This window comes from Amycolatopsis sp. NPDC051106, from assembly GCF_040682775.1.
GTDB lineage: Bacteria > Actinomycetota > Actinomycetes > Mycobacteriales > Pseudonocardiaceae > Amycolatopsis.
On sequence record NZ_JBFBBQ010000140.1, the window covers coordinates 1 to 16773 of the forward strand.

Below are 16773 nucleotides of genomic sequence, written 5' to 3' on the forward strand. Positions count from 1 at the left end.
CGCGGAAAGGGTCACCTCGGATGCAGTGAATGACTCATTCCTGGCGTCGGATGCCAGGAATGAGTCATTCACTGCGGCGAAATTCGGCTGCGTGACCGAGGTCCGGCTGCGTGAGTTGTGCAAGTGGGACCGGCGGCGCTGCGGTGCCGGAAACGAGCAACGCCGCCGGTGCCTCAGGCCTTCGCGCTCTTCAGTTCGAGGGGGTTCTTCGGCGCGTCCGACCGGGCGTCGATCATCCGCTGCCCCAGTTCCTGAAGCCGCTTGCGCCCCATGGCCGAGCGGACCTCCGGGAACCACTCGTCCTCTTCCTCCTCCACGTGGTGGCGGACGTTCTCGGTCAGCACCGTGACCTTCGCGTCGAACGTCTCTTCGTGGGGGTCGAGGTCGAGCAGTTCGGACAGCATCCACACCACGACGTGGTGCTCCTCCACGCTCTCGAGGACGTGATCCTTCGTCTCCGGCACCGCCTCACGCGCCGCCGGGTAGAAGATCTCCTCCTCGATGTACGCGTGGACGGTCAGCTCCTCGATGATCGAGTCGGCGATCCGGCGCTTCTCGTCGTAAGCGTCCTCCCCCGCCTTCTCGAACTCCTTGAACAGCTTCTCCACGGTCTTGTGGTCGTTCTTGAGCAACACGATCGCGTCGGTCGACATCGATTTCCTCACGGTGTGGCCAGGTCCCGCAGGGCGACCTGGGAGTTCTCCAGTTCCTTCGTCATCAGCAGAGCCACGGTGCGGGCGTGCGCCAGCGCCCGGCCGACGGCCCCCACCGAGTCCCACGTCGCCTCGACGGCGCCGCCGGCCACCCGGCCGGACAGGAGGCCCTCCTCCAGCCGGCCCTGCAAGGCCGGCAACAGGTGGGTCAGGTCGTCCGCCAGCAGCCGCAGGGCGCCGAGCACCCGGTACATCTCGACCGGCGAGTCGAGTTCGCCCTCGCCCACGCAGCGGGACAGCCGGCGCACGGTGGCCCCGGCGTCGGCGGCCAGCAGCGACGGCGAGGAGGCGGCACTCGGGTTCATGACCGCTCGGATACCCGTTCGCCGCCGGGGAAAACGCCGTTTGCGCGTTACGCCGTCCGGGTACTCAGCGGACTCCCCGAGACCAGGAGCACGAGTGAACCCAGACGTGTTGACGTTCGGCATCGAAGAGGAGTTCTTCGTCGTCGACCGGCGTGGCCACCTTTCGCAGGCCGGCGATGACGTCGTCGACGCCGCCGAGGCGGCCGCAGACGTGCAAGGCGAGTTGCAACACGAGCTGAACCTGTCGCAGGCCGAAACCGCCACCGACGTCTGCAGCACGCACGCCGAGGCGCTGCGCCAGCTGAGCGGGCTGCGCGAAGACCTCGACCGGGCGGCCCGTGCCCGCGGCTACCGGCTGCTGCCGGCCGGCGCGCCGCCACTGGCCGAATCGTCACCACCGCGCATCACGCCGAACCCGCGCTACCAGCGGATGGCCGAGCACTTCGGCGCCACCGCGTGGACGTCGCTCACCTGCGGCTGCCACGTGCACGTCGCGATCCCCGACAAGGAAAGCGGGATCCGGGTCCTCAACAGCGTCCGGCCGTGGCTGCCCGCGCTGCTCACGATCACCGCGAACTCCGCCATCGCCGACGGCTACGACACCGGCTACGCCAGCTGGCGCTACCACCAGTGGAGCCGGTGGCCCTCGGCCGGCCCGCCGCCGCGGTTCGCTTCGCTCGACGAGTACGAAAGCATCGTCGACGGCTGGCTGCGCTCGGGCGCGATCCTGGACCGCGGGATGATCTACTGGGACGTCCGCCTGTCGGAGAAGCAGCCCACGCTCGAATTCCGCATCTCCGACGTCGCCGCGAAACCGGCGGACGCGGTGCTGCTGGGGGTGCTGGCGCGCGGTCTCGTCGCGACCGCGCTGGCCGACGGCGCGCGGTCACCGGAGCTGTCGAACGAGGTGCTGCGCGGCCGGCTGTGGCGAGCATCGAAGGAAGGGGTGACGGGCTCCTGCCCGCATCCGCGGACCGGTGACCTGCAGCCGGCGAAAACGGTGCTCGACGACCTGATCGAACTGACCGCTCCCGCGCTGAAAGCGGCGGGCGACCTGGACTTCGCCCGCGAAGGGACCGCCCGGCTGGTCGCCGAGGGCGGCGGGGCCGACCGGCAACGCCGTGCCTTCGCGGAAAAGGGCCGGGCGGAAGCCGTCGTGGACCTGCTGACCGAACGCGGCTAGTGCCGCGCGCCGGAGGTTTGGTGCCGGTTGCGGGTTCGGGCGGTGGGTTCCGACGCCATGAATGAGTCATTCACGGCGCCGGACGAGGTGAATGGGTCATTCACTGCATGGGCGCAGGGAGGGCTGCCTTCGGCGAGCGGGTCGGTGCCGGCCGCTCCCGCGGTCGGACACAGGCGACGCACGGCTAGAACGCGGTCCCGGGGAGCTGCTCGAGCAACTGGAGCGCGCGCACCGCGGCGTGGGAGCGGCCGGGGTCGACGACGAGGTGGACATTCGCGGCTTCGGCGTCCCGGCGGGCCTCCAGCAGCACTCGGAGACCGGCGGCACCGAGGAACCCGACCTCGCCGAGGTCGACCCGCAGCACCGCGGGACGGGCGCTCATGTGCCCGGCCAGCGTGGCCTCCAGCTCAGGTGCGCTGCACGCGTCGATTTCGCCCGTCACCTCGACGACGATCGCGTCGGCGCTCTTCCACCGGACCTCGCTGTGCAGGTCGGCGGGCGCGCGCGGCGAGGGCAGGCTCTGGGCCGGAGAAGCCGTCCGGGCCTCTCCCAGCCGGGAATCGGTTGTCATGCCCGAAGAAGTACCCCTTGCGCGCCGAAGGTCAAACAGCGCCCGGTCCGAGTGCATTTCCGCCGGTGGAGCGGGTACCCGGCGGCGAATCCGCGAAAGGAGCCCGCCCATGTCCGACGGCCCGCCCACGATGGGCGTCGAAGAGGAGTTCCTGCTCGTCAACCCGCGTACGGGGCACGCGTCGGCGTGCGCGGAGCAGGTGCTGGCGCGGTACCGCCACCACGGGCCGCTGCCCGACGGCGCCAAGATCCACCGCGAACTGCGGCTCACGCAGATCGAGGCCGCCAGCGGCGTCTGCACCACCGCCGGCGAGCTGCGTGACCAGCTGACGGCGGCCCGCCGGGTGCTGGCCGGGGCCGCCGCGGCCGAGGACTGCGCGCTGCTGGCCACGGGCACGCCGCTCGGGCCCGGCGCGGTCGAGCCGCCCGCGGCCACCGGCCGCTACGCCGAGATCGACGCCGCCTACGGCGCGGTGGTCGCCGACTACGAAGCCTGCGGCTGCCACGTCCACGTCGGGGTCGCCGACCCGGACACCGCGGTCGGGGTCGTCAACCACCTCGGCCACTGGCTGCCCACCCTGCTCGCCCTCTCGGCCAACTCGCCGTTCGACCACGGGCGCGACACCGGCTACCACAGCTGGCGGATGGTCCAGCAGTCCCGCTTCCCCGGTTCCGGCGTCGCGCCGCACCTGCCGGACCACGCCGCGTACCGCCGGGCGGTCGGCACGCTCGTCGAGTGCGGCGCGCTCGTCGACCCGGACCAGACGTTCTGGCTCGCCCGCCCGTCCGGCCGGTTCCCCACCGTCGAGTTCCGCGTCGCCGACACCGCGCTGACCGTCGACCACGCCGTGCTGCAGGCCCTCCTGAGCCGGGCCCTGGTGCGGCGGGCGCTGGACGACCTCGCCCGCGGGCGGGAAGCCGCGCCGCTGTCCCCGCAGGTGGCCGCGGCGGCGGTGTGGACCGCGGCGCGCCACGGGCTGACCGGCTCGCTCGTCGACGCTCTCGACGAGACGCGCCGTCCGGCGTGGACACTGGTGGAAGCCCTGCTGGAGCACGTCCGCACGGCGCTCGAGGAGAACGGTGACCTGGCCGAGGTCCAGGCGCTCGTCGCGGCGTTGCGGGCGGACGGGACCGGATCGGCGCAGCAGCGCGCGGTCGCCGGGCGCGGGACGGCGGCCGCGGTGCGGTGGCTCACCGCGCGGACCGTGCCCGCCGGGCATGGAACGCGGCTCACCGGGTAGTCCCCGGCCATGACGACCTTCACCACCGCCACCACGCTGCCGGCGCCGCGCGGACCGCTGTCGGAGTCCGTGCTGGGGACGCTGCTGCGGGAACAGCCGCGAGCCGACCTCGGTTTCGCCGGCCTGGCGGACGCCGACCCGCTCGGCGACGACCTCCAGCTGGCCCTGCACCTGTGCTACGAACTGCACTACCAGGGCCTGCCGGGAGTGTCGGCCGACTGGGAGTGGGACCCGGAGCTGCTGCGCCTGCGCGGCGCGCTGGAGGCGCGTTTCCTGGCCGCGCTGCGCGAAAACGTGCCGGGCGGGGACGACCTCCAAGCGGAGCTCGACGCACTGCTCGTCGAACCGCTCGACGCCGAGGGGGTGTCGCACTTCCTGCGCGACCACGGCGAGTGGGACCACATGCGGGAGTACTTCGCGCATCGCTCGGTCTACCACCACAAGGAGGCCGACCCGCACGCGTGGGTGATCCCCCGGCTGCGCGGCCGCGCCAAGGCGGCGCTGGTGGCGGTGGAGTTCGACGAGTTCGGCGGCGGCCGCGCGGAGCTCGCGCACTCCCGGCTGTACGCGGACCTGCTGCGCGCGGCGGGGCTGCCGGACGGGTACCTGGAGCTGGCCGACCACGTGCCGGGCCCGATGTTCGCCGTGGTCAACATGATGTCGATGTTCGGCCTGCACCGGTCGCTGCGGGGCGCGCTGTGCGGCCACTTCGCGGCGGCGGAGATCACCACGGCGCCGTCCGCGACACGCATGGACCAGGCGCTGCGCCGGCTGAACGCGCCCGAGGCGTGCCGGTTCTTCTTCACCGAGCACATCGAGGCGGACGCGGTCCACGAACAGGTGCTGCGCCACGACGTGCTCGGCGGCCTGCTCGAGCAGGAGCCCGAGCTGGCCGCCGACGTGGTGTTCGGGATCCAGGCGACGGAGTTCCTGGAAGGCCGGTTCGGCGCGCGGCTGCTGGAACACTGGCGCGCGGGTGAATCGTCGCTGCGTCAGCCGTTGCCGGGCTGAGTCCGCACCCGCTTGCGGTGGCTCGTGTCGCAGAGGGGGAACCGCTTGCTCCGGCGGCACGCGCACACCGCGACCACGAACCGGTCGGACCGCACGACCTCGCCCTCGGGCGTGCACAGCTCGACCGGCCCTTCGACGAGGACCGGCCCGCCCGGGACGACGGTGACGCGGCGGGGCCGCTCAGCGGCCGGCACGCAGCACCACCAGCTCCTCCATCCGCTGCCCCGGCTCGATCAGGCCGGCGGCCTCCAGGAACTCCGTCCGTCCGGAGAGGACCGGGCCGAACGGGATGCGGGCGCGGCGGTCCACCGAAGCCCGGAGGCCCTGTTCCGCCAGCATCTCCAGCGAGCGATCCACATCGGACAGTGCGGATTGGACGAGCAGCAGCGTGCCACCGGGGCGCAGCAGCGTGCCCGCGCGGGCGCAGAGCGGATCGAGGACCGCGCGGCCGTCCGGCCCCGCGTCCCAGCCACGGGTGCCGCGGACCGTCGGAGCCGGGGACGGCACGTAGGGCGGGTTGGCGACGACGACGTCGAACGGGCCCTCCGCCAGCGCGGTCGTCAGGTCGCCCCGGCGGGTGCGGACCCGGAGCCGCCGGGTCAAGGCGTTGAGGCGGACCGACGCGAGTGCGCGGCGCGAAAGGTCCAGCGCCAGCACGGTTTCCGCGCCGCGGCGGGCCAGGGTCAGCGCCTGCGCGCCGGTGCCCGTGCACAGATCGAGGGCTCGCGCGCCGGGCGGCATCTCGAGGTCGCCGATCGCCTCGGCGAGCAGGGCGGTGTCTTCCTGGGGGCGGTAGACGCCCGGGAGCCGCAGCAGCCGCGGGGCGGCCGGCACGGGCCGGAGGACGACGGGCCGGGCGGCCAAGGGGCCCGGGCGGACGGGTTCCGCCGACGTGGTCATCTCGGTCTCCTTCACCTCGCCGCGGCCCGGCGCACTCGCCGGCGGACAACCGCGTCGCCCCGGGCTACCCGGCGAAGATCGCCGCAAACGCCGCCGGTTGAACGGGCTCCAGCGGGGTATTCGGGCCGCAAGGACCCCGGAGGAAGGCACAGCGATGACGTCCCAGGACCGCACTCAGCACCCCACCGACCCGGCCGAAGGCGCCCGCGGCGACGACCCGCACGGAAACACGCCGGAAGCACAGCGCGAAACGCTCCGCGGCGAACAAGGCACGTCGAGCGGCGACCAGCACGACGACAGCGACCCGCAGTCGGGCTGACCACGCCTCGGGCACCGCACGATCGGGTGGTCCGATGGGGCGTGGGTGCGTCCCGAGCGCCCCATCAGGACCGGCCCGGGTGGCGCCGCGGCTCAGGACGCCGGCGCGGCCTCCTCGGCCACCGGACCGATCTCCTCCATCATCAGCAACGCGCCCACGCTGCGGCCCTCGCGGTTCTGCAGGGCACTGCACAGCAACCGCACCACGACGGTGCGCCCCCGGCGGTTGACGGCGTCCAGGGTTTGCTCGGCCCGGAACCCGGCATCGGCCAGCGCTTCGCGGAGCACCGGGCGCAGCTCGGCGATCGGCAGGCCGATGTCCAGGTTGAGCAGGTGGGTGCCCTCCGCCTCCTCGCGGCGGACACCCCAGAGGTTTTCCGCACCGCGGTTCCAGGCCTTGATCCGCATTTCGGAGTCGATCACCACGATCCCGGCCTGGACCGCGGTCAGCACTGACTCCAGGAAGTCGTTCAGCTCGTCGAGCTCGAGGCCGCGGTCCCGCAGCGCGTCGTTGATCGTCTGCAGCTCGTCGTTGGTGGAGTGCAGTTCTTCGTTCGTCGTTTCGAGCTCTTCGTTGGTGGACTGGAGCTCTTCGTTGGTCGTCTCCAATTCCTCCACTGTGGACTGGAGCTCCTCGTTCGTGGTCTCCAGCTCCTCGTTGGTCGACTGCAGTTCCTCGTAGGCCGACTTGAGCCGGCCGTTCGTGTACTCGAGCTCGGTGAGCAACGACCGCGCCCAGCTCACGTCGTGGAACACCACCGACACGCCGAGCAGGCTCTTGTCCTTGCCCAGCAACGGGTTCACGTGCACCTCGTACCACACGACGTCACCGGTCCGGCGCCACTCGACGTCCTTGATCCGCAGCGACCGGCGTTCCAGCCGGGCCTGCTCGACGTAGGGCCGGAGCGTGACCGGGCGGTAGGAGACGTCGAGGTCCCACAGCTTCCGCCCGACATCCCGTTCGGACAGTCCGAACAGGATCTCGGCCTGCTGGTTGACCAGCGCGACGACCTCTTCGCCGGTCACCACGATCTGGGCGACGGGGCTGGTCGCGAACGCGTGCTCCCGCAGTTGGCCGACGCTCGAGACGTCGGCCGAGCGCCGCGCCTGGTTGCCGTTGGCGGTGAAGCGCTGGTAGCCGACCTGGGCGGCGCCGCTCTTGCGGAAGACCCGCTGCTTGAGGTCGAGCGGCTCGAAGAGCCGGGTGTGGCTGAGCAGCATCTCCGCCTTGCCCAGGAACATCACACCACGGGGCGCCAGCGCGAAGTGGAGCCGCTCGAGGATCTTCGTCTGCGTGTCGGCGTTGAAGTACATCAGCGTGTTGCGGCACACCAGCAGGTCGATCCGTGAGATCGGGGCGTCCTGCACGAGGTCGTTGCGGCCGAAGATGACCGAGCGGCGGAGGTCCTTGCGGAAGGTGTACCGGCTGCCCTGCTGCTCGAAGTACTCCGTGAGCTGGGTTTCGGGTACGCCTTCGAGTTCGTCCGGGGTGTACGCCGCGTGCCGAGCCTGGACGAGGGCCTCTTCGTCGACGTCGGTGGCGTAGATCTTGACCCGCTGGCGGAAGGCGTCGACCCCGATCGCGTCGGCGAGGGCGATGGCGATGCTGTAGGCCTCCTGGCCCGCCGCGCACCCCGCGCTCCACACGCGGATCGGCTCTTCGGGGCTGCGTTCGGCCAGCAGGGCGGGGATCACGTGCTCCCGGAGGTACTCCCAGGCTTCCGGGTCGCGGAAGAACCCGGTGACGTTGATCAGGATGGTGTTGAACAGGGCGACGAACTCGTCGGCGTTCACCTGCAGCTGGTCGATGTAGTCCGCGTAGCTCTCGGCGCCGACCTGGCTCATCCGCCGCTGCACCCGCCGCATCAGGCTGGTCCGCTTGTAGCCGGTGAAGTCGAAGCCGCGCGATTCCTTGAGGTACACGAGCACGGACTCGAACTCGTCGTCGGCCTCCAGCCGGGGCTCCGTCACCGGGGACACGCTACCTGCTTCCCACCCGCGACCGGCCGCGCCGGGCCAGCACCGCCCACACGACCTTGCCGCCGGCCCAGGACCTGCTGCACCCCCAGACCCGGGCGATCTGCACGACCATCTGCAGCCCGAGGCCCGCTTCGGAGCTGTGGACCCGCTCGTGCAGCACCGCCGGCCGCGGATCGTCGTCGGCGACGGCGACGGTGAAGACGCCCCGCCGCAGTTCCAGCCGGAGCCGAGGGGCGGAGAAGGTGTGCCGGATCGTGTTCTCGACCAGCTCCGTCGCAACGAGCAGCGCGTCCTCGGTGTTTTCCGGCACCCCCCACTCGGCGCAGACGCGGGTCACGAACTGCCGCGCCAGTGCCGACGCTCCGGACGACGGCATCAGCAGCTGCACCGCCCGGCGCCGCAGCGGGTGGTCCCGCTCCTGCTCGGCCGTGCCGACATCGGCGTGGACCGCCACGAAGCGGTCGATCGCTTGGCTCCTCAGCACCGCGATGTGCTCCGGCCGGGCCGAGACGAGCGCGAACGGGACGCCGGGCCAGTCGCTGATCCGCATGGCGACCGTCGAGAAGACGCCCGCCAGCTTGTCCTCGCCGATCGTCAGCCCACTGATGTCGGCGATCACGCTCTCCGGGGCGTCGGTGGCGATCTTGAGCAGGCCGTCGCGCAGGTCGGGATAGCTCGTGAGGTCGAGCCGCCCGGTCACGGTCACCACCGTCGACCCGGCCCGGACCTCCGGGACCAGGAGTACTCCCGCGCTGTCGCCGGTCATGGTTTCGATCCGGTTTCAGGGTCCTGCGTGAGCAGGAACCGCCGCAGCGTCTCGGCGGCCGTGGCGCACTCGCGCACGGTGCTCTCGTACCGCCCGGTCGCCAGCCCGGACCGGCCGGCGGCGTTCTGCTGCATCCGCCGGGCCAGCGCCGCCTTCTCGTCGAGAGAGCGCAGCGCCGTCCACAACGCGCGCTCGAACTCGAGGTCGTGCGCCCGGAGCAGGGCCTCGGCCGACCACGCGTGCCCGATGCGGCAGCGGTAGTGCCCGTCCTGCCGGCCGACCTCGACGAGCGTGCCGCCGCAGTCGGGGCACGTGTGCCCGGACGGCGGGTTCACGTCGCCCGGGACGACGGCGTCGAGCCGGACGCCGTCCCGGGCGATCCGGTCTTCCAGGAGAAGGGCGGCCGAGGGCGGCGGCACCCCGGCGCTCGAACCGGGGGTGCGGACCAGCTTGTCCAGCACCTTGCCGAGCACTTCGACCGGGTACACGTGCTCGGTCGCAGTGCCCGCCAGCGCGCTTTCGGGCATGCCCGGGTACAGCGCCTCCTCCGGGTCCTGCACCATCGCGACGCCACCTCGTTCGACGATCGCGCGGAGCCCGAGCGCGCCGTCGTCGAGGGCACCGGAGAGCACGACCCCGATCGCCGCCGGTCCCGCCGCGACGGCGGCGGAGCGGAAGGTGGCGTTGATCGCCGGGCGGTGCCCGCTTTCGGTCGGGCCGTGGCTGAGGAACTGCACCCGGTCGTCGATGAGCAGGTGCCGGTCCGGCGGGGCGACGTGGATCACGCCCGCGGCCAGCGGCCGGCCGTGCGTCGCCACGACCGCCGGGAGCGCGCCGGCCCGGTCGAGGATCTGCGGCAACGCGCTCGTCGCCCCGGGTGCCAGGTGCATGACGACCAGGATCGCCGCCGGGAAGTCGGCAGGCAGGACCGCGGCCAGCCGGCGGAGCGCCTCCACCCCGCCCGCGGACGCGCCGACCACCACGACGTCACGCTGGACGGGCACGGCGACCACCTCCTCACCCGGTCACGGTAGTCGCATCACCCTCCCGGGTAGCCCGTGGGCGCTCACCGAAACGTGCTTGTCACCCTTCGTCGAACTCGAACGGCAGCGCGTCGACGCACGCCTGGTACTTCTCCGCCATCTCGTGCTCGGTGTGCGCCGCCACGAACAGCTGCGCCAGCTCGAAGCTGTAGCTGTCCTGTTCCGGCAGCTCGGAAAGCCGCTGCCCGGCCTCCGGCACGATCTCGATCTGCACGCCGTCGATCCGGTCCTGGATCTCCGCGATCTCTTCCGGGGTCGGCACCCGTGTCACGACGCCGTCTTCGAAGCGGCGCAGGTACCACTTGCCGGCAATCTGGTACTCGCCCTTGTGCGGCCGGCGGCCGGGGTCCTGGCCCAGACCGAGACGCACCATGATCTCGTGGTTGGCGACCCCGTCGACGAACTCGAACAGCTCCGCGTGCGACTGCGAGTGCCGCGGGTTGATCTCCAGCAGGGCGACCTGGCCCGACTCGGGGTCGCAGAAGAACTCGATGCTGAAGGTGCCGTTGTCGTACCCGATCCGCTTCATCACCCGCTCGGCCACCTCGCGCATCCGCCGGACGGGTTCCTCGTCCAGCTGGGACGGGTACTGGTGGCGCAGGAACGACGAGCTGTCCGGGTAGTTGATCGAGTCCAGGGCGCCGTAGACGACGACCTCGCCGTGGTAGACGTAGCCCTCCACGGCCGCCTGGACGCCGTGCAGGGCCTCCTCGGCCAGGCACGCCGCACCGCCGACGCGGGCGATCTCCGGCGGCAGCTGCACCTGGTCGAGGACGTAGCCGAACGGCTCCCCCACCCGGCCGACACCGGCGCGGATCTCGGCGACCGCGTCGGCGAACTCGGCCTCGTCGCGGGCCTTGAACGCGAGCTCGGAGGAGAACGACTTGACCGGCTTGAGCCACATCGGGAAGCCGACGCCCTCCGGCGGCACCGGCCGCTCGTCGTCGAGATCGACGATGCCGAAGTTCGGCAGCTCGTCGACCACGTGCCGCTGCTCGAGCCGGCTCCAGTACTTGTGCTCGCACTTCAGCACCGCCTCCAGCGACAGGCTGGGGAGGCCGTACCGGGCGCACAGGATCGGGACGAGCGTCGCCGCCGGGAAGTCCCAGTAGGTCACGATCGCGCCGACGTCGCCGTCGAACGCGTCGAGCTGGTGCTGCGCGGTCTTCAGCAGCGCCTCGAAATCGATCTCGCCGTGCTGCAGTTCCTCCGGGCTCAGCAGGCCGTGGAACCGGTAGGACTCCGACCACGGCAGGCGCTCCAGTACGCGCTGGTTCTCCTCGTCCAAGCCGACCACGAAAATGTTGGTACTCATACCGGAAGGCCTACCCGGCCCGCCGAACCGCCGAAACGGCCCAGACGGCCCGTTTGCCCGGCGCTGGAGCGGGAATCCCGCCGCCATGACAGCGCTGCCCGAACCGCTTTCCCTCTGGGTCGACACCGCGCCCGCGCCGGACCGCACCGGAGTCCCGGTGCCCGCGGAGGCCGACATCGCGGTGCTCGGCGCGGGCATCGCCGGGCTCACCACCGCGCTCCTGCTCGCCCGCGCCGGCCGCTCGGTCGTCGTGCTGGAGGCCGAGCGGGTCGCCGCCGGGGTGTCCGGCCACACGACGGCGAAGGTCAGCGCCCAGCACGGGGCGAAGTACGCCGAACTGACGTCCCGGCACGGCGCCGGGGCGGCCAAGACCTACGCCGAGACGCAGTCGGCCGCCCTCGAGTGGATCGCCGCCACGGCGGCCGAATTGGCAATCGACTGCGGCTTCACCCGCGCGGACAGCTTCGTCTACACGACGCAAGAGAAGACCGTCGACTCGCTGAAGCGGGAGGCGGACGCCGCCGCCGCGGCGGGCCTCGCGGCGTCGTTCGTCGACGACGTCGCGCTCGACGTCCCCGCGCTCGGCGCCGTCCGGACCGCCGGGCAAGCGCACTTCCACCCGCGCCGGTGGCTGCTGGGCCTCGCCGACGAGATCGAGCGTGCCGGCGGCACGATCGTCGAGCACGCGCGCGCGACCGCGCTGAACGGGCAGACCGTCCGCACCTCTCGCGGCGACGTCGTGGCGCAGGAGGTCGTCGTCGCTACCCACTACCCCGTGCTGGACCGCGGCCTGTACTTCGCGCGGCTCGACCCGGTCCGGGACCTCGTCGTCGCGGGGCCGGCGGCGGGGAACGCACCGCCGGAGGGCATGTACCTCGACGCCGACACGCACCACTCCGTGCGCGGGTACGAGCAAGCGGGCACCCCGATGGTGATCGCCGGCGGCGAGCACTACCGCGTCGGGGCGCACGTGAACGTGGAGCGCCGGTACCGGCGGCTCGCGGACTGGGCGGACGAGCACGCCGGCCTGCACCGGGTGACCCACCGCTGGTCCGCCCACGACATGTCCACTCCGGACAGCATGCCCTACGTCGGCCGGTACCTGCCGGGGACGAAGAACCTCTGGGTGGCCACCGGGTTCGGCCAGTGGGGCATGACCGGCGGCACCGCGGCCGGGCACATCCTCGCGGCGCGCGTCCTCGGCGAGCCGCACCCGGCCGCGGACCTGTTCGACCCCAACCGCTTCGACGCCCGTTCGGTGCTCGGCGTGGCCGAGGACAACCTCACGGTCGCGCGGTACCTGATCGGCGACCACGTCGCCGCGCTGTGGCGGTCGGAGAAGCTGGACGACCTCCGGCCCGGCGACGCGGCGGTCGTCCGCGTCGGCGGGGAGCTCGTCGCCGCGCACCGTGACGAAGCCGGGAAGCTGCACACCGTCGGCGCGCACTGCACGCACCTCGGCTGCCTGGTTTCGTTCAACGACGCGGAAAAGACCTGGGACTGCCCCTGCCACGGCTCCCGATTCGGCGTCGACGGCGAGGTCGTCCAAGGCCCGGCGGTCCGCCCGCTGCGCCGCGGACCCGCATGAGCCGTCTGCGCGTCCTCACGATGAACGTGCTGGGCGGCTGGCACGTCGTCGCGCTCCGGCGCCGATGGCGGCGTGGGAGTGACCCTGGCGAGCCGGTGGCCGTTCGGCGAGACCCACGAGATCGACCAGCGGCCCACCGGCCGGGCGATCCGGCCGGCTTGGTGCGCCACGGTCGTGGCGCAGGTGCTGGCACCGCCGCCGTGGGGTCCACTGTGGATGGTCCACCACAAGCCGAGCTGGCCCTACGGCTACGAAGCCGAGCGTGAAACGCAGGCACTGCGGGCGGCCCGGTTCGTCGAAGAGCCGGTGCCGCGCCCCGAAGAGCACGTGGTGCTGCTCGGCGACCTGGACGCGACGCCGGACTCGGCCAGCATCCGGTTCCTGACCGGCAAGCAGGCGCTCAACGGCACGAGCGCCTGCTACACCGACGCGTGGGCGAGCCGGTACCCCGACGAGCCCGGGCACACCTTCACCCCGGCGAACGCGCTGGCCCGCGCCGGGGACATGCCGCTGGAGACCGGCCGCCGGATCGACTACGTGCTGGTCCGCGGCGGCCACTGGGGACCGCCGCCGGCCGTCGCCGGGTGCCGGCGGGTGCTGGTCGACGCGATCGACGGCGTCCAGGCGAGCGACCACTACGGCCTGTTCGCCGAGCTGACCGTCCCGCCGCACCCGCCGGGCACCTGGCCGGGCTAGGACGCGAGCTTCTTGCCCGCGTCGTACAGCAGGTGCAGGACGTCCGCCGCGCCCACGACCGTGAGCACCGTGGCCGCCAGGCGGGTCGGCTTCGGAGCCATGACCAGGCCCGCGGCCAGCCCGGTGCCGATCCAGACGTCGAGGCAGAACGGGCAGGACAGCAGCTCGCCCAGCGCGTGCTCGGCGTGCCCCTTGCCGGGGACGGACTCGTTGAGCTCGTCCTCCCCCGCGGCCTCCTCGAAGCGGGTGAACGGCGCCCGCAGCGGGCTGGTGATCGCCGCCTTGGCCAGCATCCGGCTGGCCTTGAACGTCGCCGCGCCCAGCAGGGCCGTGTCACCCACACCGACGCGGCGCGGCAGCCGGGCACCGAGGACGCGCCCGAGCGCCGTCAGCCCGCCGACGAAGGCCCCGTACGCACCCATGGCGCCGACGTACCCGGCCAGCGGCCGGTCGGCGTCGCCGGCGTAGTCACGCTGCACCTGCTTCGCCTTCGTCGTGATGTCCTTGACCACGCTCACGCTTCCGCCGATCCGGGCTTCATCATCTTGCCCTGCTGCTTCGCCTTCGCCTTGTCCGGCAGCACCCGCGCGGCCGCCGACTGGAACTTGTTCTTCGCCGCGCCCGGCACGACCTTGTCCTCGCCGGCCATCAGCGCTTCGTACCCGGCTTCGGCGATCTCGGCCGCGGAGTCCTTGTCGCCGGCGGCGAGCTTCGTGTCCTCCATGTCGGCGCGCTCGAAGAACTCGGTGTCCACGGGGCCGGGCAGCATCGCCGTCACCGTCACCCCCTTGTCCTTCACCTCGCCGCGCAGTCCTTCGGAGAACGACGTCAGGAACGCCTTGGACGCCGCGTAGACCGCCTGGTAGGGCGCCGGCGACGTGCCGGCGATCGACGAGGTGAACAGCACCCGGCCGTGGCCCCGGCCGACCATGCCGGGGACGACCCGCTTGGTCAGGTGCACGGCCGAGCGCACGTTGAGGTCGACGACGGTCAGCTGGTCCTCGAGCAGGGTGTCGCCGGCGAACTCGCCGTTGATGCCGACGCCGGCGTTGACGGCCAGCGCTTCGACCGGGCGGCCGTCGAGCTGCCGGACGAGCTCCTCGACCCCCTCCGGGGCGGCGAGGTCGGTCCGGACCGCGTCGACCCGGGCCCCGCACGCGCGGACCTGGTCGGCGGCCGCGGTCAGCTCGTCGTCCTCGGCGGCGAGCACGAGGTCGAAGTCGTGCCGGGCGAACTGCTTCGCCAGTTCGAGCCCGATGCCGCTGGACGCGCCGGTGACGACGGCCAGTGGCTTGGTGGCGGTGGTCATGCGTGGCTCCCTTTCGGTGATTTCTGCCCCGCATACCCGTCGCGGCCCTCGGCAATCATGGTTTCCCGGCCCGTGGCGCGGGTATTTCGCGGCGATGGGACGCACCAGACTGCGGCGCAGTGACCTGCAGGGACCCGGCATCCGGAGGATCCGCCGCGGCCGCGGGTTCTCCTACACCACGCCCGACGGCGAGCCCGTCACCGACCCGGAGGTGCTCGGCCGGATCAAGGACCTGGTCATCCCGCCGGCGTGGCGGAACGTGTGGATCTGCCCGTACCCGAACGGGCACGTCCAGGCCGTGGGGACCGACGACGCGGGGCGGCGCCAGTACCTCTACCACGAGCAGTGGCGCCGGGACCGCGACGAGGAGAAGCACGACCGCGTGCTGGCGATGGCGCGCCGGCTGCCGACGTGGCGCGCCGAGGTCGAGGCCGACCTGACCGGGCGCGGCCTCACCCGGAAGCGGGTCCTCGCGGCGGCGCTGCGGATGCTCGACCGCGGGATCTTCCGGACCGGCGGCGAGGAGTACGCCGAGGAGAACGGCACCCACGGCGCCGCGACGCTGCTGCGGGAGCACGTCGCCGTCCGCGGGGACGAGTGCCGGTTCTGCTACGTCGCCAAGGGCGGTCTCGACCGCGAGGTGGCGATCCGGGACGCGGAGCTGGCGAAGGTCGTGAAGGCCCTGCTGCGCAGTGATTCGGGCAGCGACCGGCTGCTGGTCTACCGCGAGGGCGACACCTGGCACGAGGTGCACGCGGCCGACATCAACGAGCGGTTCAAGGAGCTGGCCGGCGAGGACTGCACGGCGAAGGACCTGCGCACGTGGAACGCGACGGTGCTGGCGGCGACCGCGTTCGCCACCGCGGACCCGCCTTCGTCGGAGACCGCTCGCAAGCGCGCGGAGGCGCGCGTGATGAAGGAGGTTTCGCAGGCGCTCGGCAACACCCCGGCGGTGTGCCGTTCGTCCTATGTGGATCCGCGCCTGGTCGAGGCCTACCGCGCGGAGCGCACGATCGCGCCGGCGCTGAAGCGGGCCGCACGCGCCGACGGGGACGACGCGCGGGCGGTCCTGGAGAAGGCGTGCGCGCGCCTGCTCAGCCGCGCGTGATTGAAGGTCACCTTATCGGGGAAATCAGCTGGTGGTTCATGGTTGTCGAGGGACAGGAGACACGGTGAGTGAGCGTCGATCCACCCGTCCGTGTACTGGCCCGCGGACCCGTTCGTCCGGGAACCTGGGACCGGTGAACTCCGATGCTTCCCCCGTGCGCTGGCGCGCGTCGATCGGCCTCGCGGTCGGCGGCGACGGGCCGGTGTCGAGCATCGTCGAGTCCGACCACGGGAGCGAGGGCTCGGCCCGGGCGTGGATCGAGCGGAAACTGCCCGGGACGAGGTTCCCGGCGTGGATCCCGGCGGCCCGGCGCGCCGACGGGGTGGAACTGTTCGGCCGGGTGGCCCGTGGGCGCGTGGTGACGGACCGGCTTCTCCCGACGTGGGAGTCCGAGGCGACGACCGTGTGGCACGCCGACCGGGCCGGGGACCGGGTGCAGTGGCGCCGGTGTGCGGCTGAGAGCGACGAGCGCTGACTCGCTGCCCGGCTTCCGCAGGGCGACTGAGAAGGTGATGAAAGAGTCGTCACCCCGCGAGGGACCGCCGCACGAGCCCGGCGCACGTCAGCCGCGCAACCATCCCGAACGTCATGAACGGCCCTTTCACCGCGCCGGAGGCGGTGAAAGGGTTCTTCACTGCGCTACGAGTCGCCGCTCAAGCCGGGCGCACGTCAGGAGCCCCAGCCAACCCGGATGTCATGAACGAGTCGTTCACCGCGCTGGACGCGG

General features: G+C 72.3%; 18 protein-coding genes and 1 pseudogene. 8 read left to right on the forward strand and 11 right to left on the reverse strand.

What is annotated here, in order from left to right:
• Positions 1-173: 173 nt before the first annotated feature.
• Together AB0M83_RS45925 and AB0M83_RS45930 are read right to left on the reverse strand one after the other, a co-directional pair.
• Positions 174-653 carry a hemerythrin domain-containing protein gene (locus AB0M83_RS45925; RefSeq protein ID WP_364528213.1) on the reverse strand — a complete coding sequence of 160 codons (480 nt, stop codon included), beginning with the start codon at positions 651-653 and terminating at the stop codon, positions 174-176.
• A gap of 8 nt (positions 654-661) precedes the next feature.
• Positions 662-1018 carry a hypothetical protein gene (locus tag AB0M83_RS45930; RefSeq protein ID WP_364528216.1) on the reverse strand — a complete coding sequence of 119 codons (357 nt, stop codon included), beginning with the start codon at positions 1016-1018 and terminating at the stop codon, positions 662-664.
• A gap of 94 nt (positions 1019-1112) precedes the next feature.
• Between AB0M83_RS45930 and AB0M83_RS45935 the strand changes: the two genes are divergently transcribed.
• Complete coding sequence (locus AB0M83_RS45935) at positions 1113-2201, forward strand: glutamate--cysteine ligase (protein WP_364528219.1); 1089 nt, start codon at positions 1113-1115, stop codon at positions 2199-2201.
• Positions 2202-2385: 184 nt separating this feature from the next.
• Here the strand turns inward: AB0M83_RS45935 and AB0M83_RS45940 are convergent, their stop codons facing one another.
• A complete protein-coding gene (locus tag AB0M83_RS45940; RefSeq protein ID WP_364528222.1) occupies positions 2386-2772 on the reverse strand; it encodes an STAS domain-containing protein in 387 nt (128 codons plus the stop codon).
• A 109-nt stretch (positions 2773-2881) separates the two neighbouring features.
• Between AB0M83_RS45940 and AB0M83_RS45945 the strand changes: the two genes are divergently transcribed.
• Entirely contained in the window at positions 2882-4012 is a 1131-nt protein-coding gene (locus AB0M83_RS45945) for a glutamate--cysteine ligase (protein WP_364528225.1), read from the forward strand.
• 9 nt (positions 4013-4021) lie between these two features.
• Entirely contained in the window at positions 4022-5023 is a 1002-nt protein-coding gene (locus tag AB0M83_RS45950) for an iron-containing redox enzyme family protein (RefSeq protein WP_364528228.1), read from the forward strand.
• On the opposite strand, the gene AB0M83_RS45955 is transcribed toward AB0M83_RS45950, so the two are convergent.
• Both AB0M83_RS45955 and AB0M83_RS45960 read right to left on the reverse strand, forming a co-directional pair.
• The gene (locus tag AB0M83_RS45955; protein WP_364528231.1) at positions 5005-5217 is read right to left on the reverse strand and encodes a CDGSH iron-sulfur domain-containing protein; all 213 of its coding nucleotides are present in this window, start codon (positions 5215-5217) and stop codon (positions 5005-5007) included. The two genes, AB0M83_RS45950 and AB0M83_RS45955, sit on opposite strands and share 19 nt — an antisense overlap.
• Positions 5204-5923 (reverse strand): methyltransferase, encoded by a 720-nt coding sequence (locus tag AB0M83_RS45960; protein WP_364528234.1) that lies wholly within the window; start codon positions 5921-5923, stop codon positions 5204-5206. The genes AB0M83_RS45955 and AB0M83_RS45960 overlap by 14 nt, the downstream gene beginning before the upstream one ends.
• A 154-nt stretch (positions 5924-6077) precedes the next feature.
• On the opposite strand from AB0M83_RS45960, the gene AB0M83_RS45965 reads away from it, so the two are divergent.
• Positions 6078-6242 carry a hypothetical protein gene (locus tag AB0M83_RS45965; RefSeq protein WP_364528237.1) on the forward strand — a complete coding sequence of 55 codons (165 nt, stop codon included), beginning with the start codon at positions 6078-6080 and terminating at the stop codon, positions 6240-6242.
• A gap of 92 nt (positions 6243-6334) precedes the next feature.
• Here AB0M83_RS45965 and AB0M83_RS45970 read toward each other — a convergent pair whose 3' ends face one another.
• The 4 genes from AB0M83_RS45970 to AB0M83_RS45985 all read right to left on the reverse strand — a co-directional run bounded on the left by AB0M83_RS45970 (position 6335) and on the right by AB0M83_RS45985 (position 11345).
• The gene (locus tag AB0M83_RS45970) at positions 6335-8212 is read right to left on the reverse strand and encodes a CheR family methyltransferase (protein ID WP_364528240.1); all 1878 of its coding nucleotides are present in this window, start codon (positions 8210-8212) and stop codon (positions 6335-6337) included.
• A 10-nt stretch (positions 8213-8222) separates the two neighbouring features.
• The gene (locus tag AB0M83_RS45975; protein ID WP_364528243.1) at positions 8223-8987 is read right to left on the reverse strand and encodes an ATP-binding protein; all 765 of its coding nucleotides are present in this window, start codon (positions 8985-8987) and stop codon (positions 8223-8225) included.
• On the reverse strand, positions 8984-9991 hold the full coding sequence (locus AB0M83_RS45980; RefSeq protein ID WP_364528246.1) for a chemotaxis protein CheB: 1008 nt from the start codon (positions 9989-9991) through the stop codon (positions 8984-8986). The genes AB0M83_RS45975 and AB0M83_RS45980 overlap by 4 nt, the downstream gene beginning before the upstream one ends.
• 79 nt (positions 9992-10070) lie before the next feature.
• Complete coding sequence (locus AB0M83_RS45985) at positions 10071-11345, reverse strand: ATP-grasp domain-containing protein (RefSeq protein ID WP_364528249.1); 1275 nt, start codon at positions 11343-11345, stop codon at positions 10071-10073.
• Between the two features lie 85 nt (positions 11346-11430).
• Here AB0M83_RS45985 and AB0M83_RS45990 point away from each other — a divergent pair, with 85 nt between their 5' ends.
• Positions 11431-12933: an FAD-dependent oxidoreductase gene (locus tag AB0M83_RS45990; protein WP_364528252.1), complete on the forward strand. Its 1503-nt coding sequence runs from the start codon at positions 11431-11433 to the stop codon at positions 12931-12933.
• A gap of 66 nt (positions 12934-12999) precedes the next feature.
• A pseudogene (locus AB0M83_RS45995) lies at positions 13000-13629 on the forward strand (endonuclease/exonuclease/phosphatase family protein); the annotation flags it as partial.
• Here AB0M83_RS45995 and AB0M83_RS46000 read toward each other — a convergent pair.
• Together AB0M83_RS46000 and AB0M83_RS46005 are read right to left on the reverse strand one after the other, a co-directional pair.
• Positions 13626-14147, reverse strand: coding sequence for a DUF1360 domain-containing protein (locus AB0M83_RS46000; protein WP_364528255.1), 522 nt, complete (start codon positions 14145-14147; stop codon positions 13626-13628). The pseudogene AB0M83_RS45995 and the gene AB0M83_RS46000 sit on opposite strands and share 4 nt — an antisense overlap.
• On the reverse strand, positions 14144-14938 hold the full coding sequence (locus AB0M83_RS46005) for an SDR family NAD(P)-dependent oxidoreductase (RefSeq protein ID WP_364528258.1): 795 nt from the start codon (positions 14936-14938) through the stop codon (positions 14144-14146). Before AB0M83_RS46005 ends, AB0M83_RS46000 begins: the two co-directional genes overlap by 4 nt.
• Positions 14939-15032: 94 nt before the next feature.
• On the opposite strand from AB0M83_RS46005, the gene AB0M83_RS46010 reads away from it, so the two are divergent.
• Both AB0M83_RS46010 and AB0M83_RS46015 read left to right on the forward strand, forming a co-directional pair.
• A complete protein-coding gene (locus AB0M83_RS46010) occupies positions 15033-16046 on the forward strand; it encodes a DNA topoisomerase IB (RefSeq protein WP_364528261.1) in 1014 nt (337 codons plus the stop codon).
• 133 nt (positions 16047-16179) lie between these two features.
• Positions 16180-16521: a hypothetical protein gene (locus AB0M83_RS46015; RefSeq protein WP_364528264.1), complete on the forward strand. Its 342-nt coding sequence runs from the start codon at positions 16180-16182 to the stop codon at positions 16519-16521.
• The last annotated feature ends 252 nt before the right edge of the window (positions 16522-16773 follow it).